Origin of the sequence: Enterobacter sp. GER_MD16_1505_Eko_090 (assembly GCF_003331015.1) — a bacterium.
Taxonomy (GTDB): Bacteria; Pseudomonadota; Gammaproteobacteria; order Enterobacterales; family Enterobacteriaceae; genus Enterobacter; species Enterobacter roggenkampii.
This window is the reverse complement of sequence record NZ_PUQF01000010.1, coordinates 23,350-47,530: the sequence shown is the minus strand read 5'-3', so window position 1 is coordinate 47,530 and position 24,181 is coordinate 23,350. Positions and strand designations below refer to the sequence as shown.

The window sequence follows — 24,181 nt, the reverse complement described above, 5'->3', positions numbered from 1 at the left end:
GCCATTTTAAGCGGTTTCTGCAGCGGATGCCAGCAAAACGAAAAGCCGAAAATTTGCTACGTTTAGTTGAGATGCTTACCAGAGATCAAACGATGAAAAAGTACCGGCTCAGCGATGAAACCCGCCTCTGGCAATGGAAAAACGGCGAAACCACCCACGCCGCCACGCTGCGGCAGATCATCGCCACGGCGGACTTTAACGACGTGACGGTCGGCACGAGAGGCGGCTGGATTGACGATGAGCGCGCCCTCGCACAGGACGGCGACTGCTGGATCTACGATGAAAACAGCGTGGTGTTCGCCGGGGCAACCGTATCCGGCAACGCGCGTCTTACCCTTCCATGCATCATTAGCCATGACGCGCATATCGGCGACAGCTGCTGGCTGGACGGCGCGGAGGTCAGTCACGGGGCGCGAATAAGTGACAATGTCACTATTCAGCAATCCTGCGTACGGGGCGAGTGCCATATCTACGGCGACGCGCGCGTGCTGCATCACAGCGTGGTCATTGCTGCCAAAGGGCTGACGCCGGACCATGAACAGATTCTGCAAATCTACGATAAGGCGACGGTGAGCCAGTCGCGCATTGTGCACCAGGCGCAAATCTACGGCGAGGCGATGGTTAATTTTGCCTTCGTTGAACACCGGGCCGAAGTCTTCGACAACGCGATCCTGGAGGGTAACGAACTCAACAACGTCTGGGTGTGCGACTGCGCGAAAGTCTACGGCAACGCCCGCGTGATAGCCGGTTTCGACGACGATGCCATCCCGACGGTGCGCTACAGCTCGCAGATTGCGGAGAATGCCGTGGTTGAAGGCAACTGCGTCATCAAGCATCACGTCCTGATTGGCGGTCAGGCATGGCTGCGCGGCGGGCCGATCATGCTGGATGATAAAGTGGTGATCCAGGGGCGCGCGCGAATCAGCGGGGACGTGCTTATCGAGCATCGGGTTGAAATCACCGACGATGCGGTCATAGAAGCGTTTGCTGGCGAGAGCATTCATCTGCGCGGCGAAAAAGTGATAAACGGCGACCAGCGCATCACCCGCACGCCGCTGCTGGGTGCGTTATAGGGTATAAATCCTGCCGTAGATATTCACGTCGTCAAAGCGGCCATTCAGGTATTCCGCTTCCCGCAGGCAGCCTTCCAGCGTAAAACCGTTGCGCACGGCAACGCTGTTGCTTTGCTGATTCGCCACCCGACACTTGATCACAAAACGGCGGATCTCACCGCGTTCAGCGTAGTAGCGCATAAACGCCTGCAGTGACTGAGAGAGAATGCCCTGACCCTGGTGGGCTTCATCCAGCCAGTAGCCGATGTAGCCGGCTTTGTTGGTCGGTTCAATCGTGTTGAACGACAGGACGCCAACCAGCGCATCATCCTTGAAGATCAGAAACATTTTGGCGTAGCCGCGCTGGTGAAGCATCTGGTTGCTCTGCACGTTGCGGCGGGTATCCTCTTCGCTGCCCACGTGCTGCGCCCAGTCAAAGGCTGTTTGCAGAAAGGCTCTGTTTTTAACAACGAGATTGTGCAGGTCGGCGGTGTAGCGCTCTTCGACGGCGCGAAGTTCGATATCCTGGGTGACGGGGATGATTTCTGAAGACATGGTGCCTCTCAATTGCCGGGTGGCGCTAGCGCTTACCCGGCCTACGTTTCGAAACTGTAGGCCGGGTAAGGCGAAGCCGCCACCCGGCACAATCCCACAAGGGTTAACGCATTACCCTGTCGTCAACGTACTGACGTTTATCCGGCGCCGGAGGGAAATACTGGTACAGCCAGGTTTCACTGATGGCGTCGCCCTGGCAGCGCAGGAACAGGCGCATATCCACCGGCTCCGTCGAATCCGACGTCGGGTACCAGTCAAACAGAATGCGATAGCCGTCAAACGGCTCAACGTAGAGGATCTCTACCTGCTTCGCTTCACCGCTGGAGAGCGTAATCACCGGCTCGATGCCTTTTGGCGCAGCGGCCTTCAGGTCGCCACCGACGAAGTCAATCGCAAAGCGACGGGCCCACACTTTCGGGTAGTTTTCCCCTGGAGCCCAGCCTTCCGGGAAGCCGCCCATGCCGGTGCGGGTCGCATAAACGTTCGCCAGCGGGGAGCGCACCGGCGGCATCGCGCTCCAGTAGAGACGATATTTGAAGTCCAGCTCGTCGCCTGCTTTGACGGCTTTTTCCGGCTGCCAGAAGCAGACCACGTTATCCAGCGTTTCACCGGTGGTCGGGATCTCCATCAGGCCAACCGCGCCTTTACCCCAGTCGTTACGCGGTTCCACCCACAGGCTTGGGCGTTTGTTATACCACCCCATCACGTCCTGATAGTGCGAGAAATCGCGATCGAGCTGCAGCAGCCCGAACCCTTTCGGGTTTTTATCCATATAGGCGTTGAACTGCAGCTTCTGCGGGTTGTTCAGCGGACGACAAATCCACTCCCCGTTGCCGCGCCACATCGCCAGGCGGTCGGAGTCGTGAATTTGCGGGTGAATGGTGTCGCACATGCGGCGTTCGTTATTGCCGCAGCTGAACATGCTGGTCATCGGCGCAATGCCGAGCTGCTTGATGTCCTTACGCGCATAGAGGTGGTTTTCCACCTCCATGATCACCTGGCTCTTCTCGCAGTGGATCACGAACTTATAGGCGCCGGTGATGCTCGGGCTATCCAGCAGCGTATAGACGGTAAAGGTGGTGTCGCCGGGCTTGACGGTTTCAAACCAGAAGGCGGTAAAGTCCGGGAACTCTTCCGGCGTGTCGGTAAAGGTGTCTACCGCCAGACCGCGGGCGGAAAGGCCGTACTGGTAGGTGTCGTCCACCGCACGGAAATAGCTGGCCCCCAGGAAAGAGACGATATCGCGACGCGCCAGCTCCGGCGCCTTAAACGCGCGGAAGCCCGCAAAGCCGAGATCGCTTTGCCCTTCCAGCTGTTTGGTATCCACGCCCGTTTCACCGTAGCTGAACAGCTCAGGACGGAAGTGGATCTCGCGCGCCATAGCGGTTGACTGGTCCAGCGAGAACATCCGCACGCGGCGGCGGAACCCCATTCCCATGTGGAAGAACTGCACGTCCAGCTGACGTCCTTCAATGTTGTTCCACAGAGACTGCTTTTCGTCGTAGCGAATGGCGTTGTACGCCTGCGGCGTCATGGTTGCCAGCGTCTCCGGCAGCGGACGCGGCGCGCCACCCCACGGGGTTTTCGCCAGGTCATGCGCCATGGATTGCAGTACGGAGAAGTCAAAACGACGGCTCTGGCCGTCAGCAATGTCAGAGTCGGCAGCGTATGCCGCTTTGGAAAACAGGGAAGCAAGGCCGGATGTGCCGCTCAGGGCTGCCACTGCCAGCGAGCCTTTTAGAAAACGTCTGCGATTCATGCCTGGAAAAACGTCCTTATGGTCGTGTGAATGTGTTCCGCGCTCGGCGAAATGACGGCAAGAAAGAACGCACAGCCTAAACAAAAATGGTTAAGAATCCAATTGTTGGCCGGTGATTATATGAACAAAGTGAGAAATATTTTCTGTCGACCAGAACGGCCCGAAAGTGGTGTAAAGAAAGCCTGGAAAATGTGTATAAAAATGCCCCGTCAGGACATCAGCTGACGGGGCCAATGAGGCGGTTATTTTACGCTGACATCGATACCCGGGAAGTACTTATCAGCGAGTTTGGCGATCGTGCCGTCGGCACGTACCTTATCAATTGCGGCATCAAGCTGCTTTTTGGTGGCCTCATCACCTTTGCGCAACCCAAAACCGATCCCACTGCCGAGGATGGTGTCGTCAGACACCGGTTTGCCGATGAAGCCAAACCCTTTTCCCTGCGGCTTGCTGAGGAAACCTGCCTGCCCGGCCGCGGACATGACCAGCGAGGCGTCGATACGGCCATTCAGCAGATCGCCCCAGGCCATATTCTGATCTTTATACGACACCACGGTGACACCCTGCTTTTCCCAGTGCTCTTTGGCATAGGTTTCCTGAATGGAGCCCTGCAGCACGCCGATGGTTTTCCCCTTCAGCCCTTCAGGCGTCGCCTCGACCGCCGTCCCGGCCTTGCCGACCAGCTGCGACGGAATACGGTAGATCGGCTGGGTAAAATCAATGCTCTTGCGGCGCTGCTCGGTGATATTCATCGCCGAGTTGATGGCGTCGAATTTCTTCGCCACCAGCCCCGGGATCAGCGCATCAAACGAGGTTTCCACCCAGCTGCACTTCAGCGCTGCCGCTTTGCAGATGGCATTCCCCAGCTCAACGTCAAACCCTTCCAGTTCGCCTGCCGCATTGCGGCTTTCAAACGGCGGATATTCGGCTTCCAGACCGTAACGCAGCTCGGACGCTGCGAAGGAGGAAAAGGTACACAGCAATCCCATGCCGACAACTAGCGCGCGTAATTTCATCTCAAACTCCTTAGCGTGGTTTAACCCGACACAGGGCCTGGGCACCTGCCCGTAACGTCGCCTCATCTTTCGCAAAAGAGAGACGAATCAATTTATTATCCGTACCGTCCGCATAAAACGCCGACAGCGGAATGGTGGCTACACCGTACTCAACGATCAGCCGTTTCACCAGCTCGCTGTCGCGCTCGTCGCTGAACTGGCTGTAGTCCGCCAGCATGAAGAACGAGCCGGCGCTTGGCAGCAGCGTAAACGGCGAATCGGCCAGCAGACTCTGCAGCAGATCGCGCTTGCGCTGGTAAAACGCCGACAGCGACAGCCAGGTTTGCGGGTCGACCATATGTTCAGCAAACGCGTGCTGCATTGGCGTATCGGCAGAGAACATTAAAAATTGATGGACTTTACAAATCTCGTCCATCAGTACCGCCGGTGCAACACAGTAACCCACGCGCCAGCCGGTGACGTGATAGGTTTTTCCGAAAGAAGAAATAATCACGCTACGCTCCGCCAGCTGCGGGTGCGTAGCCATCCCGTGGTGCGGCTCACCGTCAAACACCACGTGTTCGTACACTTCGTCAGACAAAATAATGATGTCAGTATTGCGGGTCAGCGCCGCCAGCTGCTGCAGATCGTCGGCGGAGAAGACCTGACCGCTCGGGTTGTGCGGCGTATTGATGATAATCATGCGCGTGCGCGGGGTGATCGCGGCGCGAACCTCGTCCCAGTTGACGGCAAAATCCGGCACGGTGAGCCTGATGGCAACCGGCGTTGCCCCCTGCAGGCGGACAATCGGCGCGTAGCTGTCAAATGACGGTTCAAAATAGATCACCTCATCGCCCGGATGCACCAGCCCGCTGATTGCCGAGTAGAGCCCTTCGCTGGCGCTGGCGGTCACCAGCACCTCGCGGCCCGGGTCATACTGCGTGCCGTAAAGCGTGGCAATTTTATCGGCAATGCGCTCTTTGAGCGTCTGCAGGCCGGTCATCGACGCATACTGGTTATGCCCTGCCTCCATCGCGCGGGTGACGCCCGCAACAAGCTTCGGGTCGCAGGAAAAATTCGGTGCGCCCTGAGAAAGGTTTATCGCGTTATGCTGCGCCGAGAGCTGGCCGATAACGGTAAAGATCGTGGTGCCCACATCGGGCAGTTTGGAGCGCGTTTGCACAGGCGTTTGTAAAGTCATCCTCTTTCCCTTCTCATGGACATTGCATAACTATTCAAACAACATCTCTGTTGTCGGGACAATCGAATTGTTGTCATAATAGCCATGAGAAAAATGCATAGCTGAGGTGTTTTCATGTCGCGCCGTTCGCTCCCGCTCAATGCCATCGACGCATTTTTAGTCACCGCGCGTCACCTGAATCTGACCCATGCTGCCGCAGAGCTTTGTCTGACGCAGGGGGCCGTGAGCCGCAAGATAGCCTCCCTTGAGGCCTGGTTTGGCTTTCCGCTTTTTGAACGCCACGCGCGCGGCCTGCGCCTCTCTTCACAGGGCTGCGCCCTGCTCCCGGAACTGCAGTCTGCGTTCGAACACTTGCTGACCGTGGCCGACCAGGCCCGCAGCCAGCAAACCGTGATCCGGCTCAAGGCGCCCACCTGCGCCATGCGCTGGCTGGTGCCGCGCCTGCTGGAGGTGGAGCGTGAGCAGCCGGATCTGCAGATCGCCCTGACCACCACCACCGATCATAACGTCAATTTCAAAACCGAATCTTACGACGCGGCCATCGTGTTCGGTACGCACATGAGCGCAGGCGACCTGCTGTTCGAAGAGGCGCTCACCCCGGTGATAAGCCCGGTGCGGGCGGGTGCAACGCTGGGATCGCTGACGTTCCTGCATCCGACAAGGGATAAAACAGACTGGTCGCTGTGGCTGACGAAACAGGAAGGTCCGGGCTTTGCCATGCACAAAAATCAACACTTCGACACGATGGATCTCGCCATCACGGCCGCCATTCAGGGGCTGGGCGTCGCCATTGCCGACGAAACGCTGGTGGCCGAAGATGTCCGCGCGGGAAGACTGATGCGGCCTTATGAAACCAGCATAAAAACCGGCGCGAGCTACCGGCTGGTGCTGCGCGAAACGCCAGGGGAGGAAAATGGGCTGGCGGCGTTTCGCGCCTGTTTGCTTAATCGAGGCTGACGTGGTGCTTCATCACCCGTTTGAAGAGGCTCATCCGGGCGCGCATAAAGCGGTTTTCAAGCCTGAAACCTGCATGTTTATTCACGCCAATGCGTAATAAAACGTCCCGCCCTTTACGGCATGCGGGCCAGTGCGTCGGCCCGGGCAGGATCTCGCGAGGTCCTGCGTCTCGCGCAAAGCTCACCCAGTAATCGGCCACCTGAGCAGCAAACTGCACATCCCGTTCGTTGACATACTGGCGTGAAGGCTCCACCTGGCCGAGGGTATCAAAGACGTAAGGCACTTCATTGCCGTGCCACGCGCCGTTGATATAGGTGGCATGTTCCGCTTCCGCGACATAGTCAAACCAGTAACGCCAGCATAATCCGCCGACGCGCTGCTGCGCCTGCATCACGACGTAGCCCATCGTGGTGAACGCCATGTCGCGGCACACCTGCCTGCCCAGCTCCTCATCGCCTTTGACGCCCGGATAGAGCAGCTTAATCAGCCCCAGCCCGAAGCGTCGCTCCCGGCGAAGCTTCTGGATTTGCCCGGCGAGATCGATGCCAAACACCGCCATCACGCTGGCCTCATCGCTGTTCGAGCCGATCATTACCGGCACGGGGTGCTGGCGAGCGGCGAAAAAGACGTCCAGCATCGCTTCAGGCAGAACGCAATCACCGACGATGGGGGCCGGAGCAATGTTCAGCGGCGCGGTGAGCGGCCAGAACGCCTCCGGCGGAATGGCGCGCAGTTGTTCGGCTGTCGCCTTTTCCAGGCCAAAATGGGCGGCCAGCGCCTCCCCTTTTTGCAACGCCTGCTCTCGCGGCGTGTCCGGCAAGGTGTACCCGCTTTGCACAATCGCCTTATGGAACAATCCTTCTGCAAGCGGGGAGGCCAGCAGAGAGAGCACGCTGCGCGCGCCCGCGGATTCGCCAAACAGGGTCACGTTAGCGGGGTCGCCACCAAATGCGGCGATATTGTCCCTTACCCATTCGAGGGCGGCGATCTGATCCAGCAGGGCAAAATTATGCACCACGCGATCTTCTTCGCCTTCCAGCGCGGGATGGGCAAAAAAGCCAAGATGACCGAGACGGTAGTTGATCGTCACCACAACCACGCCGCGCGTGGCCAGCGCTTTGCCGTTATAGGGCGGTAAGCCACCCGCACCGATGGTAAAGCCGCCGCCGTGCAGCCAGACCATAACCGGAAGCGGCCCGGCGCGCTCTGTGGGAGACCAGACGTTCAGATAGAGGCAGTCTTCCGAGAACTGACCGGGATCGCCCCCGCCCAGCTCCTGGCAATATTCGCTGCTTTGCCAGCTTGAGGCCGAAAAAGCGGTAGCCTCTCGAACGCCATCCCACGGCTCAGGATGCCGCGGGGAGCGCCAGCGCCACTCGCCAACGGGCGGTGCGGCATAAGGAATACCGCACCAGACGTGGACATTTTCATCGGTTAAACCAGACAGTGCGCCCTGGCGCATTTCAACCACAGGGGCGGAAGGATTTTGCATAACGACCTTATTTTTTCCATCACACCCCAGCAGAGTAACGCTTTCAGAGCAAACCGCAACGCTGTTTGCTGCGCGTTTCAGCCTCCTCATAGAGGGTAAATTCGTCATACACCGGGCAGCCGAGGGCCGCTTCAAACGCATCGCGGCTGGCGTTACCGTGGCTGCGGGCCTGGGTTTCATTCCCGAGATTGGACTGGAAAATCCCCGCGGCGCTGACCGGGAGGAAATCTTCGTAGGTGATCGGCTGTGCGACGACCCATCCGCGCTCGATCAGCGGCTGCGGATCGTCGCCCGGCCGGAACGCATGCCGATGCGCTTCACCCGCTGGCGTCAGACGGTAGCGGAAATACGCCAGCTCCTGACGGCGCATTAACAGTTCGCTATCAGGGAAGGCGCTAAAGATCTCCTGCAGATGCAGCTGGTGCGTCAGGTTATCTTTGCCGGTACCGGCCTGGGCAAGGAGGCTATCGTACAGTTCCCGGCCTTTCGGGGTCAGCGCCACGCCGCGCTGCTCAATCTCACCGAAGCGCGCGGTGTGGGTGCCTTTGTGTTCACCGGCAAACAGCACCGGCTCTTCCAGCGCCTTGAAACTGGTTTGACGCAGCAGGACGGGCACCTCGCGACGCGGCGGCCCTTCAATCAAAATTTTCGGCTCGATACCGTACTTCGGCATCAGCTCCTGCACCCGGTCAATATCCAGCGTACGCGGGGTCAGGTGGTTGATGTGGCAGCCCGGGAAGCAGACCACATCGGCGATCAGCCGGTGCTCGTTATGCAGCGCGAGATAAGTCTCCTGATCGACCGTCGCATGGCGGTGCCAGCGGAAGGTTTCCAGCGCTTCCTGCACAAACTCCTGCGCTTGCTCGACGGTAAACTGCCCTTCCGATTCATACAGATCGAGAAGCGCCAGACAGCGCGGGGTGAAGATGTTTCGGTGAGACAGAATTTCCGCCGCACGTTCGCGCAGCGCGACGTTTTCAATCAGCTCAAGGCGCAGCAGCGAAGTAAAGATGCGGAACGGATTACGGCACAGCGCCGCATCATCAATCGGCCGAAATGCCGTTGAGTGGACCGGCACCCCCGCCTGGGAGAGATCGTAATAGCTGACCGGGTACATCCCCATAATGGCAAACATACGGCGCAGGGTTGAAAGTTCTTGCGCACTGCCGACGCGAATAGCCCCGTGACGCTCGACGTTCAGACGCGCAAGCTCATCAGCGTTTGCCAGTTGTTCATGTAATAGTGGATCATTTTCCAGCACCGCCAGGTTTACGTCCGCTACCAGTTCAAGCAAGGTGCCGTACTGCGGAACTTCCTGCTGGTACATCGCCGACATAGCCTGCGAAAAGTGTTCCCGAATGTCATCAGCCGTGATGGTGTTCGCCATGATGTCATGCCTCCAGTGAATATTACCTGGAGTGTAGAGAAACCCGTACCTTCCGGGGGGAAAGATTTCTGATTTGTGATCTTAAGACGACAGTGGTCAAACCGTGTGCGACTGGCCTCTGAACAAGCCTTAACGAAACCGCCCTTTCGCGCCTGGCGCTTTTTATCCAGGATTTTCCTTATAATTATTTATGGTTTCGCTTTCTAGCTATAAAGGAGTATTTTTTATTTTCCCCTGGCTGCAAATCAACCAATTTGAGTGCGTCATTATTTTTATCCTCAGCTTTCAAATTTTTAGCTCAAAGTTAGGAATAATCTGAACAGTTGTTTACAAGTCCTTCCTGTCTATCCATATTTCCAACGCAAGCGAAGCGCAAATTTACAAATATTTAAAAATAACGCAACCGCAAATAGCAAAACGCATTTGACGGATCGCACACAGCGACTAGAGTTATTACTCGAACGACGAGTGATACGGAATATTTTCGTATCGTACTGACATAACCAATATATGACTATGAGGTTTAATATGGCAGAGCATCGTGGTGGTTCCGGTAATTTCGCTGAAGACCGTGAAAAAGCATCAGAAGCTGGACGTAAAGGTGGCCAGCACAGCGGTGGTAATTTTAAAAACGATCCGCAACGCGCATCTGAAGCGGGTAAGAAAGGGGGACAGAACAGTCACGGCGGAGGCCGTAAATCTGATAACTCCTGATCTTATTTAGTACTCTTTTAATAAAACCAGAGAGCATGCTGCGGGCTGAAAAGCTCGCAGTACCCTTTCTTTATTTTACCGGAGCGTAATAATTATGAATATGAAAAGTGTAGAGGATGTATTTATTCATCTTCTGTCGGATACCTACAGCGCAGAAAAGCAGCTTACCCGAGCGTTAAGCAAACTTGCCCGCGCCGCCTCCAGCGAGAAGCTGAGCGCCGCCTTTACCGCACACCTTGAAGAGACGCAAGGTCAGATCGAACGTATCGACCAGATCGTGGAACAGGAAGACGGCATCAAGCTCAAGCGCATGAAATGCGTCGCAATGGAAGGCTTAATTGAAGAAGCTAATGAAGTCATCGAAAGCACGGAAAAAAATGAAGTCCGTGATGCCGCCTTAATTGCCGCTGCGAAAAAAGTAGAGCATTACGAAATAGCCAGCTACGGTACCCTTGCCACTCTAGCAGAACAGCTCGGCTATAAAAAAGCCGTTAAGCTTCTTGCCGAAACGCTGGAAGAAGAGAAAGAGACCGACCTTAAACTCACCGACCTGGCCGTTGGCAATATTAACCAAAAAGCGCAGAAATGACGCGATAATACAGGTTAAATAAAATGAGCATCAGTCCCAGGACAATTAAACGGTGCCATTTAGCGGCAGCGATAATATGGTTCATTCTCGCTATCCCTTCCGTCATCTGGTGGAAGAACAGCGTGCTATGGGTCATTATCATCAGTATTTATGCCAATATTGTCGGCCATTTATCTGGCTACAGTGCCGCACGTGCCGATCAGGCTGCTGAAAGTGAGACCAAATAAGCGAACCCCTAATGAGGATACAATGATGAATCACGTAGAACACTACCATGACTGGCTACGCGATGCCCATGCAATGGAAAAGCAAGCCGAATCTATGCTGGAATCCATGGCCAGCCGTATCGATAATTATCCTGATGTTCGCGCCAGAATTGAGCAACATATTAATGAGACAAAACGGCAAATCACATTGCTGGAGGAAATCCTCGACCGTAATGATATTTCTCGTTCGGTCTTAAAAGACTCGATGAGCAAAATGGCGGCGCTGGGACAATCCATCGGCGGCATGTTCCCTTCTGACGAAATCGTGAAGGGCTCGATCAGCGGCTATGTTTTCGAACAGTTTGAAATCGCCTGCTATACCTCCCTGCTGGCGGCGGCCAAAAAAGCGGGTGACACCGCCTCGATACCCGCTATTGAGACGATCCTCGCCGAAGAGCGCGAAATGGCCGACTGGCTGATTCGTCATATCCCGCAAACGACGGAACAGTTCCTGCTGCGTTCAGACGCGTCGGGTGTCGAAGCGAAAAAATAACCCACAGGAGAGTGAGCATGTTTCGACACGTCAAACAGCTGCAATACACGGTTCGCGTCGCCGAACCGAATCCCGGCCTGGCCAACCTTTTACTGGAACAATTTGGCGGACCGCAGGGTGAACTGGCCGCCGCCTGCCGCTACTTTACGCAAGGGTTGAGCGATGACGATCCGGGCCGTAAAGACATGCTGATGGATATCGCGACCGAGGAGTTAAGCCACCTCGAAATCATCGGTACCCTGGTCGGTATGCTGAATAAAGGTGCCAAGGGCGCGCTGGCGGAAGGGGTGGAAAATGAGGCTGAGCTGTATCGCTCCATGACCGAAAACGGGAATGACAGCCACATCACCTCCCTGCTCTACGGCGGCGGAACCCCGCTAACCAACTCAGCGGGCGTACCCTGGACGGCGGCCTACGTCGACACCATTGGCGAGCCGACGGCGGATCTGCGTTCGAACGTGGCGGCCGAGGCCAGAGCCAAAATCATCTATGAACGGTTGATCAACGTGACTGACGATCCCGGCGTTAAAGATGCCCTGGCGTTTCTGATGACGCGTGAGGCGGCGCATCAGCTCTCCTTTGAGAAGGCGCTGCAGTCCATCCGTAATAATTTCCCGCCGGGTAAACTGCCGCCAATCGAGGAATTCACCAACAAGTACTACAATATGTCTGAAGGTGGAGAGGTTCGCGGAAGCTGGAACAGCGATAAACATTTCGATTACGTTGAGTCCCCCCAGCCTGCGGTGGATGGCGGCGATGGCAGTGCCAGCGTGACGCTCACAACCGAGCAGGCAACCCTGGTTAAGGCGATGTCTGCCCGCACGAAGTCCGATCCACATTCCGACCCGCTGACCGGTGCCGAGCTGGGTGCCGGTAAGACTAAACCGTAATCGGTTTGCCGGGCAGGCCTGACCTGCCCGGCAAGTCGCGTGCCCCATCGTCTCAGAGGTACGGACCATGTTCGAACTCGATGCGTTTCATCTGGCCAGAATTCAGTTCGCTTTTACCGTCTCGTTCCACATCCTGTTTCCTGCGATCACCATCGGTCTCGCCAGCTACCTGGTGGTGCTGGAGGGCATGTGGCTGCGCACCAAAAACGACGTCTGGCGATCGTTGTACCACTTCTGGCTAAAGATATTTGCCGTTAACTTCGGCATGGGCGTCGTTTCCGGGCTGGTGATGGCGTACCAGTTTGGCACCAACTGGAGCGGGTTCTCCCAGTTCGCGGGCAGCATTACCGGCCCGCTTCTGACCTACGAGGTATTAACCGCCTTCTTCCTGGAGGCCGGATTCCTCGGCGTTATGATGTTCGGCTGGAACAAGGTCGGCCCGGGGCTGCACTTCTTTTCGACCTGCATGGTGGCGCTCGGCACGCTGATGTCGACCTTCTGGATCCTCGCCTCCAACAGCTGGATGCATACGCCGCAGGGTTTCACTATCGAAAACGGGCAGGTTATCCCGCAGGACTGGCTGGCAATCGTCTTTAACCCCTCCTTCCCGTACCGTCTTATTCATATGGCTATCGCCGCGTTCCTGAGCAGCGCGCTGTTTGTCGGCGCGTCGGCCGCCTGGCACTTGCTCCGCGGTAACGATACGCCCGCCGTTCGCACCATGTTTTCGATGGCGATGTGGATGGCGCTGCTGGTCGCCCCTATCCAGGCGGTGGTGGGCGATATGCACGGCCTGAACACGCTTGAGCATCAGCCAGCCAAAATCGCCGCTATTGAGGGTCACTGGGAAAATCCGCCCGGCGAGGCCACCCCGCTGCTGCTGTTTGGTCTGCCGGATATGGAGGAAGAGCGCACCAAATACGGCCTGGAGATCCCCGCGCTCGGCAGCCTGATTCTGACGCACAGCCTGGATAAACAGGTCCCGGCCCTGAAAGACTTCCCGAAAGAGGATCGACCCAACTCGACCATCGTTTTCTGGTCGTTCCGCATTATGGTGGGGATGGGTCTGCTGATGATTACCCTCGGTCTGCTCAGCCTCTGGCTACGCTATCGCCATCGACTTTACCACTCGCGTCCGTTCCAGTGGTTTGCCCTCTGCATGGGGCCTGCGGGGCTGGTCGCGCTGCTTGCCGGCTGGGTGACCACCGAAGTAGGCCGTCAGCCGTGGGTTGTCTATGGCTACCTGCGCACCATCGACGCGGTATCGCTGCACAGCACCCTGCAGATGAGCATTAGCCTGCTGGCGTTCTTCGTCGTCTACTCATCCGTATTTGGCGTGGGCTATGTTTATCTCATCCGGCTGATTAAGAAAGGTCCTCAGCCCGTTGATACGCTGACGTCAAACACCTCGGGCACGCCTGCCCGTCCGCTGTCAGCCGCGGAGTCTGTTCCGGAAGAGGAGAGAATCTGATGGGCGTCGATATCTCAGTGATTTGGTTTGCCATCATCGTGTTTGCCACGCTGATGTATATCATTATGGATGGCTTCGATCTGGGGATTGGCCTGCTGTTTAACTTCGTGGGCGATGCCAAAGAGCGCGATGTGATGGTCAATAGCGTGGCGCCCGTCTGGGACGGCAACGAGACCTGGCTGGTGCTCGGCGGCGCTGGGCTGTTCGGCGCGTTTCCGCTGGCCTATGCGGTGATCATTGATGCGCTGACCATCCCCCTCACCGCGATGCTGATCGGCCTCATCTTTCGCGGCGTTGCCTTTGAGTTCCGCTTCAAAGCCACCCCTTCACACCGCAAATTCTGGGACTACTCCTTTGCCGGCGGCTCCCTGCTCGCCACCTTCAGCCAGGGCGTGGTGGTGGGCGCCGTGATCAACGGCTTTGACGTGGAGGGCCGACGTTTTGTCGGCTCTTCGCTGGACTGGCTCACGCCTTTCAACCTCTTCTGCGGCATCGGGCTGGTCGTCGCCTACACGCTGCTGGGCACCACCTGGCTCATCATGAAAAGCGAAGGCGCGCTGCAACAACGCATGCGCGAACTGACCCGCCACGTGCTGCTGGCGCTGATGGTGGTTATCGCGGTGGTCAGCGTCTGGACGCCGCTCGGCTGGCAGTACGTCGCCGACCGCTGGTTTACCCTGCCCAACTTCTTCTGGTTCCTGCCGGTTCCGCTGCTGGTCGGGATCTTCAGCGTGCTGATCTGGCGCCTGACCCGCAATCCGGCCAGCCACGCGCGCCCTTTCCTGCTGACGCTGGGGCTGATCTTCCTCGGGTTCAGCGGTCTGGGTATCAGCCTCTGGCCGAACATTCTTCCGCCGCGTATCACTCTGTGGGAGGCCGCGGCCCCGCCTGCCAGCCAGCTGTTTATGCTGGTTGGAACGTTACTGATTATTCCGGTGATCCTGGTGTACACCGCCTGGAGCTATTACGTGTTCCGGGGCAAGGTTTCGGATACTGAAGGCTATCACTGAGGCACGCTATGACGGACTGGCATACACGGGCCATTATTTACCAGATTGATACCGCACTCTTTTATGATTTGAACGGCGATGGCTGCGGGGACATCGCCGGGATAGCGGCCAAGCTGCGGTACATTCGCCGCATGGGGGCGACGGTTATCTGGATCACCCCGTTTTACCTCACGCCCTTTCTCGATGAAGGCTATGACGTCAGCGACCATCTCCAGGTGGATCCCCGCTTCGGAAAGCTGGCCGATATCATCGCCTTTATCGAACAGGCCCGCGAGCTGGGCATGCAGGTCATTATTGAACTGCTGATCCAGCACACCTCTGACGCGCATCCCTGGTTCCAGCAGGCCCGCCGTAACCCGGCGTCACCCTACCGGGATTACTACCTCTGGTCAGATAGTGACGACGACGATACGCCCCCCATGTTTCCCGGCGTGGAGGAGAGCATCTGGACCTGGGACGACGAAGCGGGACAATACTACCGGCACATGTTCTATCGCCACGAACCGGACCTGAACCTGACCTCGCCCGCGGTGCTGAAAGAGATCGAGAACATCATCCTCTTCTGGCTCAAGCTGGGCGTGTCGGGGTTCCGCCTGGATGCCGCCTCCCATCTGACCACGCAGGCGGGAAACGGTGATGAAAAAAAGGGGCTGTGGATCCTCGAACATATGCGCCGTCTGATTGAGGAGCATAATCCGGACGCGATCCTGCTGGGTGAAGTGGACGTCGAGGTGGAGGCCTATCAGGACTACTTTGGCAATAATGACCGCCTGAATCTGGTGCTCAATTTCTGGCTCAACAAGTATTTTTACGTCAGCCTGGCCCGCAAAAGCGCCCGTCCGCTGCGCAACGCGGTGAAGAAAATGATCGTCCCGCCCGATTCATGCTGTTTTGCCAACTGGCTGCGCAATCACGACGAGCTGGATCTGGAGGGCATCAGCCAGAAAGACAAACAGTTTGTCCTCGATACCTTCGCCCCTGATGAGGAGATGAACGTCTATCAGCGCGGGATCCGCCGCCGCCTGGCACCGATGCTCAACGGCGATCTGAAGCGGCTGGCGTTCTGCCACGCGGTACTCTTTTCCCTGCCCGGCGTTCCGGTGATGCGCTATGGCGATGAGATCGGCATGGGGGATGACCTCGATCTGGAGGAGCGCTACGCTGTGCGCACCCCCATGCAGTGGGCGGGATCGCAAGGCGGCGGTTTTTCGGCAGCCGACCCGGAAAAATTTATCGCGCCGATTATCGACCGCGGCCCTTACCGCTATCAAAAAATCAACGTCGCTGATTCGCTGCTCCACCGCAACTCGCTCCTGCACCGCATCATTGATATCGCCAATACCCGCTCGGAGTTCCCCGAAATTGCCGTTGCGCCCTTTCGGCTCCTCACGATCGATAGTGACGCGGTGCTGGGGATCTATTACGAGACCGAAGAACGCAGCATCCTGACCTTTGTTAACTTCAGTGACCAGCCGGTGCAGTTCACCGTGAAGGGGATCCGCAACACGACCTGGACCGCCTGTCTCGCGGACAAACGCTACGATGACGCGCTGGTTTGCGGTAAAACCGTCGAGCTCAGCCTTGGCGGCTACGGCTATCGCTGGTTCTGGACGCACCGCAGCGCGCTGCGCTGATTACGGTTTCCGGCGGGTTATCAAACGCGTCAACACAATACCCGCCACCGCAAGGGCCCCTAACGCCACTTTGCCCGGCATACCGGAGGTCACGGACGACGCGCGGGTTTTCGCTTCGTCAGTGAAACGGCCATGGATTTTGTGCAGATCGTTAACCGGCTGGTCGAGATAATCCCGGCGGTCCGGCGCGTTCAGATCGTCGGTCATCTGACCTTCCCAGGCTTTCTTCACCATCAGCCTGTCCAGAAAACCCGGGAAGAGGAACTGCCCGACAATCGACTGAATGGTGCTGCTGCCAACCCACAGCTCGCGCACCGGCTTTTGCGCCACCCTGAAGATGGCGCTGGCGGCGACTTCAGGCTCGAACACCGGCGGTACCGGCCGCATTGCCCACGCGAACTTGTTCCTTGCCCATTCGAACTGCGGCGTATTGAGCCCCGGCATCTGCACCATCGAAAGCTGAACCCGGCTGTTCTCATGCATCAGCTCGGTGCGCACCGCATCGGTAAACCCGCGGATCGCCGCTTTGGCCCCGCAGTAGGCGGACTGCAGGGGAATGGAACGGTAGGCCAGCGCGGACCCTACCTGAATAATCACGCCCCTGTCGCGCGGTACCATAAGCTCAAGCGCCGCGCGGGTGCCGTTCACGTAGCCGAGGTATGTCACCTCGGTCACGCGCCGAAACTCGTCCGGCGTAAGGGTACGAAACGGTGCCAGCACGGCCCCCATGGCGTTGTTGACCCAGACATCAATCGCACCGAGGCGATACTCAATCTCGTTAGCCGCATCCACCACCGCCTGACTGTCGGCGACGTCCGCCTGCACGGCGTGCGCATTCACGCCGAAGCGGCGCAGCTCTTCCTGGGTGGAGTGCAGGCTGGCTTCATCACGGGCGATGAGGCCCACATCGTAACCTGCTTTTGCGAAGCGCAGCGCCGTGGCTTTTCCCACGCCCGCCGTCCCACCGGTAATCACTATGACAGCCATAGAACCTCCACGTGAACTCAACCGTTATTTCCGTCCGACAATGTTGTTACCAGCTCTGCCAGCGAAAAATGCACCGCTTTTTCCACCACGTCCTGACAGTCTCCGGAGAAAAGCACGGTACGGGTTTTCGTCTCGCCACGTATGTTCCACGCAAAACAGACCGTCCCCGCCGCCGTGCCGTCGTCGCCCCCTTCCGGGCCAGCGTATCCGCTGATGGCGATGCTAATATCCGCCTGGGCAATGTCGCGGATGCTGGCGGCCATCTCGGTCACCGTCTGTTCGCTGACGGCGGTATAGCGCGCCAGCGTTTCAGGATGCACGCCGAGGATCCGCGCTTTCGCGGCATCGCTGAACACCACCAGCCCGACATCATAAAAATCGGCCGTGTTCTCTTCAGCGCAGAGCGCCACCGAGAGCTTTCCCCCGGTGCAGGATTCCGCCGTGGTTAAGCGCAGCCCGGCATCGGTTAACTTGCTCGCCAGTTTTTTTGTCAGTTCACCGACGGTGTAATGGTTATCGTGCAAAAGATTGCTCATCTTGCCGCCTCTTATTTCTCAAAAGGAATGATTGAAATATGTCCATTGCGCTCAAGTATGGCATATTTAATTTGGCTTATTTCGGTAATGCCATTATTCTGACGCGCGGAAATCAGAATATCATCGCAAGAGACATCGACCTTTTTGAGTTTATCCGCCAGGGGAACGCCGTTTTCCACCAGAATCACGGGAGTGCCGTCCAGAATATTCTCTACCGGAGAAAAATACTTTTTCATAAGGCCAAAAATAATATCCACTACCACCAGGGTGGTAATCGTAATCATCGCGCCGGTGACGGAAAAATCCTGCCCCAGAAGCGCCTGCTGCGTGGCTTCACTAATTATCAGGAGAAGAATGAGATCAAAGCTGGTCATCTGCAGCAACGCGCGTCGCCCGGCCACTTTAAATACCACCACGAGGAACAGATAAATAGCCAGCGCACGAAAGACCATATCCATATCAGCCTCCTACGGGTAAATAAATTGCCAGAGGGTGATCTCCGGCTCGTTGTTTACGCGGATGACCGAGTTCCATTTACCGGCTCGGGACGGTGTGGTAAAGAGTAATACCGAAAAGTTATCTGTCTTTTTCAGGTTGTGATAAACAAAATAGAGGCTGTTTCCGTGGCTGAACATGGCGTCCGGCTGGGGCCAGACGCTGCCTGGATCATACGCCTCGCTACTCTCGCTGGTGACGCTGAGGGTATAGGTCCCCTCCGTTTTCACCGGAAACGCAAGCTGCATCCGTGTCTCCGTCTCCCGCCGCCCGAAGCGCTCATAGTTTATGGTCAGCGACTTAGCGGAATTTGTTTTTACCGTATCGCTGACTATTCCGCTTGAAAACAGACCGGCAATGGCGGCAACGATAATACCTAACAGAACAATAAACCCCACCTGACGAAACGCGTATTCAAACGTCAGCAAGCGATATCTTTCCTCAATCCCGGGTAACTTTTCATTTTCTTGCTTCATGGCCATCGTCACCGTTTCGCTTATTATCCGAAAATTTTGATTTCTAACGCGAATGTTTTTAGGACTTATCACATTTGCCACATAAAGGAATAGCAACAATACTTAATAAGTCAAGACACCCAAAATGAAGGATATCCGATGAAATTATCGCTTATTTCCGCTTTTTTGATATTTCTGGTTCCGGCCGCATGGGCAGATAATAACGGCGGGTTACAAAAAGGTGAAGCCCCGCCGCCGCCCCACGCCCTGGATAGCGGATATCGCGGAACCGATGACGCGCGTATTATGACCATCGATCAGGCAAAACAACTGCACGACGGTGCGACCATTTCATTACGCGGTAATCTTATTGACGGTAGCGGCGATAAGTTTGTATTTCAGGATAAAACCGGAAAAATCGACGTTATTATTCCCCAGGCAGTCTTCGACGGCAGAACGGTAAAACCCGACCAGATGATCAGCATCAACGGTTCGCTTGATAAAAAATCATCTCCTGCCGTCGTCCGTGTCGATCGTTTGCAGAAATAATTCAGCGAAGCGTTAACGCTGCAGTTATCCATCAAATCTCACCCCTTGGCTTAAGGAGTCAGCTATGAGTGATACCCAACAACGTACGAACGCTTACCCGCAGCCCCCGTTCCCGGAACAGCCGCAAACGCCACCGGGACTGGCATCCGAAATGCAACCTGTACCCGACCACGGGGAAACCAGCTACAAAGGGCATGGCCGCCTGGCCGGTAAAAAAGCGCTGATCACCGGCGGTGACTCGGGTATCGGTCGCGCAGTGGCCATCGCCTATGCCCGTGAAGGTGCAGACGTGGCCATTAACTACCTGCCTGAAGAGGAAAAAGACGCCGCGGAGGTCATCGACCTGATCAAAGCCGAAGGCCGGAATGCCGTCGCGCTACCGGGGGACGTTCGGGACGAAACCTTCTGCCAGAATCTGGTCGAAGAAGCCGTCTCGAAGCTGGGCGGGCTGGATATTCTGGTCAATAACGCCGGTCGTCAGCAGTTCCGTGAATCCCTTGAAGAGCTGACCACCGAAGATTTTGACGCGACGTTTAAAACCAACGTCTATGCCCCCTTCTGGATCACGAAGGCGGCGCTGCGCCACCTGAAAGCCTCGTCCGTTATCATTAATACCTCCTCCGTTCAGGCCGTGAAGCCGAGCCCGGTGCTGCTGGACTACGCCCAGACCAAAGCCTGCCTGGCGGTATTTACCAAATCCTTAGCCAAGCAGCTGGGTCCGAAAGGCATTCGCGTCAACGCGGTCGCCCCTGGCCCTTACTGGACGGTGCTGCAATCCAGCGGCGGCCAGCCGATGGAAAAAGTGAAGGAGTTTGGCGGCGATACCCCGCTGGGACGTCCGGGTCAGCCCGTCGAGATTGCCCCGCTGTACGTCACGCTGGCCTCGGATGAATGTTCATTTACCTCCGGCCAGGTATGGTGTTCTGACGGCGGTGACGGCGTGATCTAACCCCTTAACCCTCCCTCTCTGCAATGAGCAATAAATGAACAAGGATGTTCACATTTCTTTCCCTGCCGAAAAACATGTTGTAACTCAAACAGATCAAATGTTAAAAATATTTTGCTATCAAGTTATCAAAATTAAACAACTTAGCTTGTCACCCGCATCGCTCTGTTTTTAACATCGCCTATGGAAAAAAATGGTCTGTTCAGTCAGCGCATACGCTTGCGCCATTTGCATACATTTGTGGCCGTCGCTCAACAGGGAACGCTGGGGCGTGCGGCTGAAACTCTTAACCTGAGCCAGCCTGCGCTCTCGAAAACCCTCAACGAGCTTGAACAGCTGACCGGCGCCCGTCTTTTTGACCGGGGTCGGCTGGGGGCGCAGCTTACCATCGTGGGCGAACAGTTCCTTACGCATGCCGTTAAGGTGCTGGATGCGCTCAATACCGCAGGCCAGTCGCTGCATCGAAAAGAAGAACACACCAGCGAGGTCGTCCGCGTTGGGGCCCTGCCCACCGCCGCGCTGGGCATTCTTCCGCCGGTGATTGGCCAGTTCCACAAGCAGCAACGGCATACCACGATCCAGGTTGCCACCATGAATAACACCATGCTGCTTGCGGGGCTGAAATCGGGCGAGCTGGATATCGGGATTGGCCGCATGTCCGACCCTGAACTGATGGGCGGTCTCAATTACGAGCTGCTGTTCCTGGAATCCCTGAAGCTGGTGGTTCGTCCCGATCATCCGCTGCTGCAGGACACGGTGACGTTAAGCCGTGTCATGGAGTGGCCGGTGGTGGTGTGCCCGAAAGGGACCGTCCCACGTCAGACCGCCGAAACCTTGCTGCAAATGCAGGGGTGTACGCTGCCCTCAGGGTGTATCGAAACGCTGTCAGCCTCGCTTTCACGCCAGCTCACCCTCGACTATGACTACGTCTGGTTCGTTCCCTCCGGCGCGGTAAAAGATGATTTGCGCCAGGGCACGCTGACCGCTCTCCCCGTAACGGCCCCCGGCGCCGGTGAACCTATCGGCATTTTGACCCGGGTAGATACCCCGCTTTCCTCGGGCGCGCAGACGCTGCTGAGCGCCATCCGTAAATCGATGCCGGTTTAATACCCCTCACCCTAACCCTCTCCCCTAAAGGGGCGAGGGAACAGACCTGCGCGTTAATCAAATAATGCGAAATCATTCATTAACAATTGCGTAAAACAATTTAACAGTTTTATCATAGCCGTGAATTCACCAAATGGTTCACAAGCGGTTTGATAAAAACGAATTCACCCGTACTAATCATCAATCCCACCGCATTTATTACCCAACTGGTACATACCCGACACGGCGGCGGGATCTAAAGGAGAGAGAAATGGCATTTGGCAGCGCGCCACGTGGAATACCGCGTATTCTGCAGTGGCTTCTTGCCGGACTGATGATGCTCATCGGTCTGGCGGTCGGCGGGTTGGGCTTTAAGCTCGCCACCGTAGGCGGGAGTAGTTACTTCCTGATAATGGGCGTGGCAATGGTGATTGCCGCGATCCTGATTTTCCTCAACCGCACCAGCGGGATCCTGCTTTACGGCATCGCGTTTATTGCCTCGCTGTTCTGGGCGGTAAGCGATGCGGGCTGGGATTTCTGGCCGCTCTTCTCCCGCCTGTTTACCTTTGCCGTGCTGGCGTTCCTGTGCGCCATCGTCTGGCCCTTCCTGCGCGCGGCAAACCACACTGCACCAAACAAAGCCCCCGCTTTTGGCGTCGCGGCGCTGCTCGCGGTGGCCATGCTGGTCAGCCTCGGCTGGATGTTTAAGCCGCAAACCCTTGTGGCAGCGAACGAGCCCGTGCCGGTGAAACCCGTCGCACCCGGCGAGCAGCAAAAGAACTGGGAGCACTGGGGCAACACCACCCACGGCGACCGCTTCGCCGCGCTGGACCAGATTAACAAGCAAAACGTCAGCTCGCTGAAAGTCGCGTGGGTTGCGCACACCGGCGATATTCCGCAGAGCAACGGCTCGGGTGCGGAAGATCAGAACACGCCGCTGCAGGTTGGCGACACGCTGTTTGTCTGTACGCCGTACAGTAAAGTGCTGGCGCTGGACGTGGATTCCGGTAAAGAAAAATGGCGTTATGATTCGAAAGCCACCGCGCCGAACTGGCAGCGCTGCCGCGGTCTGGGCTACTTTGAAGATCATGCAAACGTGACAGCGTCACAGACCGGAACATCGCCAGCGGCATGCCCTCGCCGCCTGTTCCTGCCCACCACCGACGCCCGTCTGATTGCCATCAACGCGGATAACGGCAAGGTCTGCGACGACTTTGGCGACCATGGCACCGTGGATCTGAGCGTCGGCATGGGTGAGATTAAGCCCGGATATTATCAGCAGACCTCCACGCCGCTGGTAGCCGGAAACGTCGTTGTCGTCGGCGGTCGCGTCGCGGATAACTACTCGACCGGCGAGCCGCCGGGCGTGGTCCGCGCCTACGACGTTCACACCGGTAAGCTGGCCTGGGCGTGGGATCCGGGTAATCCGAACCTGACCGGCCTGCCGCCGGAAGGCCAGACCTACACCCGCGGTACGCCGAACGTCTGGTCTGCGATGTCCTACGACGCCAAACTGAACCTGATCTACCTGCCAACCGGCAACGCCACGCCAGACTTCTGGGCGGGCGAGCGTACCGCGCTGGACGATAAGTACAGTTCCTCCATCGTCGCCGTCGACGCGGCCACCGGCCAGGTCCGCTGGCATTTCCAGACCACCCATCACGACCTGTGGGACTTTGACCTGCCTTCCCAGCCTCTGCTGTACGACCTGCCTGACGGCAAGGGCGGCACCACGCCTGTGCTGGTGCAGACCAGCAAGCAGGGCATGATCTTCATGCTTAACCGCGAAACCGGCAAGCCGGTGGCGAAGGTCGAGGAACGCCCTGTCCCGGCGGGTAACGTTGAAGGTGAACGCTACTCCCCAACCCAGCCGTACTCTGTTGGCATGCCGATGATTGGCAACCAGACGCTGACCGAGTCCGACATGTGGGGCGCGACGCCAGTCGACCTGCTGCTGTGCCGCATTCAGTTTAAAGAGATGCGTCATCAGGGCGTCTTCACCCCTCCGGGTCTCGACCGTTCCCTGCAGTTCCCCGGCTCACTCGGCGGGATGAACTGGGGCAGCGTCTCCGTTGACCCGAACAACAGCCTGATGTTCGTCAACGATATGCGTTTGGGTCTGGCAAACTACATGGTGCCGCGCGCGAACGTGGCGAAAGATGCCAGCGGCATCGAGATGGGGATTGTCCCGATGGACGGCACGCCGTTCGGCGCGATGCGCGAGCGCTTCCTGTCGCCGCTGGGCATTCCGTGCCAGAAGCCGCCGTTTGGCACCATGTCGGCGGTTGACCTGAAAACCGGCAAGCTGGTGTGGCAGGTTCCTGTTGGTACGGTGGAAGATACCGGCCCGCTGGGCATTCGCATGCACATGCCAATCCCAATCGGCATGCCGACGCTTGGGGCATCGCTCTCGACCCAGTCTGGCCTGCTGTTCTTTGCCGGCACCCAGGATTTCTACCTGCGCGCGTTTGATACCGCCACCGGGAAAGAGATCTGGAAAGACCGCCTGCCGGTCGGCAGCCAGTCCGGCCCGATGACCTACGTGTCGCCAAAAACCGGTAAGCAGTACATCATCATTAACGCCGGTGGCGCCCGCCAGTCGCCGGATCGCGGTGATTACGTTATCGCGTACGCGTTACCTGATAAGAAATAACCGATGAAA

24 protein-coding genes are annotated in these 24,181 nt (G+C 57.2%); 14 read left to right on the top strand and 10 right to left on the bottom strand.

Going from position 1 to position 24,181, the window contains the following annotated elements; genetic code table 11:
• Positions 1-92: 92 nt before the first annotated feature.
• Complete coding sequence (ydcK, locus tag C6A40_RS12800; RefSeq protein ID WP_045335810.1) at positions 93-1,073, top strand: YdcK family protein; 981 nt, start codon at positions 93-95, stop codon at positions 1,071-1,073.
• Here the strand turns inward: ydcK and rimL are convergent.
• The 4 genes from rimL to C6A40_RS12780 form a co-directional block, all read right to left on the bottom strand.
• Positions 1,068-1,607 (bottom strand): 50S ribosomal protein L7/L12-serine acetyltransferase, encoded by a 540-nt coding sequence (gene rimL / locus C6A40_RS12795; protein WP_032651826.1) that lies wholly within the window; start codon positions 1,605-1,607, stop codon positions 1,068-1,070. The genes ydcK and rimL overlap by 6 nt on opposite strands.
• 103 nt (positions 1,608-1,710) lie before the next feature.
• Positions 1,711-3,366 carry a glucan biosynthesis protein D gene (locus C6A40_RS12790; protein ID WP_023292446.1) on the bottom strand — a complete coding sequence of 552 codons (1,656 nt, stop codon included), beginning with the start codon at positions 3,364-3,366 and terminating at the stop codon, positions 1,711-1,713.
• Positions 3,367-3,608: 242 nt separating this feature from the next.
• A complete protein-coding gene (locus C6A40_RS12785) occupies positions 3,609-4,382 on the bottom strand; it encodes a transporter substrate-binding domain-containing protein (RefSeq protein WP_021242531.1) in 774 nt (257 codons plus the stop codon).
• Between the two features lie 10 nt (positions 4,383-4,392).
• Positions 4,393-5,562 carry a pyridoxal phosphate-dependent aminotransferase gene (locus C6A40_RS12780; protein WP_021242532.1) on the bottom strand — a complete coding sequence of 390 codons (1,170 nt, stop codon included), beginning with the start codon at positions 5,560-5,562 and terminating at the stop codon, positions 4,393-4,395.
• A gap of 114 nt (positions 5,563-5,676) precedes the next feature.
• Here C6A40_RS12780 and C6A40_RS12775 point away from each other — a divergent pair, with 114 nt between their 5' ends.
• Complete coding sequence (locus tag C6A40_RS12775) at positions 5,677-6,519, top strand: LysR family transcriptional regulator (protein WP_023327445.1); 843 nt, start codon at positions 5,677-5,679, stop codon at positions 6,517-6,519.
• Here C6A40_RS12775 and C6A40_RS12770 read toward each other — a convergent pair.
• Together C6A40_RS12770 and hglS are read right to left on the bottom strand one after the other, a co-directional pair.
• Entirely contained in the window at positions 6,506-8,011 is a 1,506-nt protein-coding gene (locus tag C6A40_RS12770) for a carboxylesterase/lipase family protein (protein ID WP_045335815.1), read from the bottom strand. The two genes, C6A40_RS12775 and C6A40_RS12770, sit on opposite strands and share 14 nt — an antisense overlap.
• 43 nt (positions 8,012-8,054) lie before the next feature.
• Entirely contained in the window at positions 8,055-9,398 is a 1,344-nt protein-coding gene (hglS, locus tag C6A40_RS12765) for a 2-oxoadipate dioxygenase/decarboxylase HglS (RefSeq protein ID WP_008502270.1), read from the bottom strand.
• 528 nt (positions 9,399-9,926) lie between these two features.
• On the opposite strand from hglS, the gene C6A40_RS12760 reads away from it, so the two are divergent.
• From C6A40_RS12760 to C6A40_RS12725, 8 genes are all read left to right on the top strand, one after another.
• On the top strand, positions 9,927-10,112 hold the full coding sequence (locus C6A40_RS12760) for a general stress protein (RefSeq protein WP_004150795.1): 186 nt from the start codon (positions 9,927-9,929) through the stop codon (positions 10,110-10,112).
• A gap of 94 nt (positions 10,113-10,206) precedes the next feature.
• Positions 10,207-10,701 carry a YciE/YciF ferroxidase family protein gene (locus C6A40_RS12755; RefSeq protein WP_114191291.1) on the top strand — a complete coding sequence of 165 codons (495 nt, stop codon included), beginning with the start codon at positions 10,207-10,209 and terminating at the stop codon, positions 10,699-10,701.
• A gap of 23 nt (positions 10,702-10,724) precedes the next feature.
• Positions 10,725-10,928: a hypothetical protein gene (locus tag C6A40_RS12750; RefSeq protein ID WP_008502273.1), complete on the top strand. Its 204-nt coding sequence runs from the start codon at positions 10,725-10,727 to the stop codon at positions 10,926-10,928.
• Between the two features lie 25 nt (positions 10,929-10,953).
• The gene (locus C6A40_RS12745) at positions 10,954-11,460 is read left to right on the top strand and encodes a ferritin-like domain-containing protein (RefSeq protein ID WP_014883791.1); all 507 of its coding nucleotides are present in this window, start codon (positions 10,954-10,956) and stop codon (positions 11,458-11,460) included.
• Between the two features lie 17 nt (positions 11,461-11,477).
• Entirely contained in the window at positions 11,478-12,350 is an 873-nt protein-coding gene (locus C6A40_RS12740; protein WP_008502274.1) for a manganese catalase family protein, read from the top strand.
• A gap of 67 nt (positions 12,351-12,417) precedes the next feature.
• Positions 12,418-13,821 carry a cytochrome ubiquinol oxidase subunit I gene (locus C6A40_RS12735; RefSeq protein ID WP_021242535.1) on the top strand — a complete coding sequence of 468 codons (1,404 nt, stop codon included), beginning with the start codon at positions 12,418-12,420 and terminating at the stop codon, positions 13,819-13,821.
• Positions 13,821-14,831 carry a cytochrome d ubiquinol oxidase subunit II gene (gene cydB / locus C6A40_RS12730; RefSeq protein ID WP_045335818.1) on the top strand — a complete coding sequence of 337 codons (1,011 nt, stop codon included), beginning with the start codon at positions 13,821-13,823 and terminating at the stop codon, positions 14,829-14,831. The genes C6A40_RS12735 and cydB overlap by 1 nt, the downstream gene beginning before the upstream one ends.
• Before the next feature lie 8 nt (positions 14,832-14,839).
• Positions 14,840-16,465 carry an alpha-amylase family protein gene (locus C6A40_RS12725; RefSeq protein ID WP_045335820.1) on the top strand — a complete coding sequence of 542 codons (1,626 nt, stop codon included), beginning with the start codon at positions 14,840-14,842 and terminating at the stop codon, positions 16,463-16,465.
• Here the strand turns inward: C6A40_RS12725 and C6A40_RS12720 are convergent, their stop codons facing one another.
• The 4 genes from C6A40_RS12720 to C6A40_RS12705 are packed head-to-tail and all read right to left on the bottom strand — an operon-like array spanning position 16,466 to position 18,959.
• Complete coding sequence (locus C6A40_RS12720) at positions 16,466-17,452, bottom strand: SDR family oxidoreductase (protein WP_044596403.1); 987 nt, start codon at positions 17,450-17,452, stop codon at positions 16,466-16,468. It abuts the gene before it with no gap.
• A gap of 17 nt (positions 17,453-17,469) precedes the next feature.
• The gene (locus C6A40_RS12715; RefSeq protein WP_045335822.1) at positions 17,470-17,988 is read right to left on the bottom strand and encodes a 2-oxo-tetronate isomerase; all 519 of its coding nucleotides are present in this window, start codon (positions 17,986-17,988) and stop codon (positions 17,470-17,472) included.
• 11 nt (positions 17,989-17,999) lie between these two features.
• Positions 18,000-18,446, bottom strand: coding sequence for a DUF421 domain-containing protein (locus tag C6A40_RS12710; protein ID WP_045335824.1), 447 nt, complete (start codon positions 18,444-18,446; stop codon positions 18,000-18,002).
• 9 nt (positions 18,447-18,455) lie between these two features.
• Complete coding sequence (locus C6A40_RS12705) at positions 18,456-18,959, bottom strand: hypothetical protein (protein ID WP_045336173.1); 504 nt, start codon at positions 18,957-18,959, stop codon at positions 18,456-18,458.
• 138 nt (positions 18,960-19,097) lie between these two features.
• On the opposite strand from C6A40_RS12705, the gene C6A40_RS12700 reads away from it, so the two are divergent.
• From C6A40_RS12700 to C6A40_RS12685, 4 genes are all read left to right on the top strand, one after another.
• The gene (locus C6A40_RS12700) at positions 19,098-19,487 is read left to right on the top strand and encodes a YdeI family stress tolerance OB fold protein (RefSeq protein WP_008502282.1); all 390 of its coding nucleotides are present in this window, start codon (positions 19,098-19,100) and stop codon (positions 19,485-19,487) included.
• Positions 19,488-19,551: 64 nt separating this feature from the next.
• A complete protein-coding gene (locus C6A40_RS12695) occupies positions 19,552-20,436 on the top strand; it encodes an SDR family oxidoreductase (protein WP_021242539.1) in 885 nt (294 codons plus the stop codon).
• 180 nt (positions 20,437-20,616) lie between these two features.
• Entirely contained in the window at positions 20,617-21,540 is a 924-nt protein-coding gene (locus C6A40_RS12690) for a LysR substrate-binding domain-containing protein (RefSeq protein ID WP_045335826.1), read from the top strand.
• A gap of 250 nt (positions 21,541-21,790) precedes the next feature.
• Positions 21,791-24,172, top strand: coding sequence for a glucose/quinate/shikimate family membrane-bound PQQ-dependent dehydrogenase (locus C6A40_RS12685; protein ID WP_045335828.1), 2,382 nt, complete (start codon positions 21,791-21,793; stop codon positions 24,170-24,172).
• Positions 24,173-24,181: the final 9 nt, after the last annotated feature.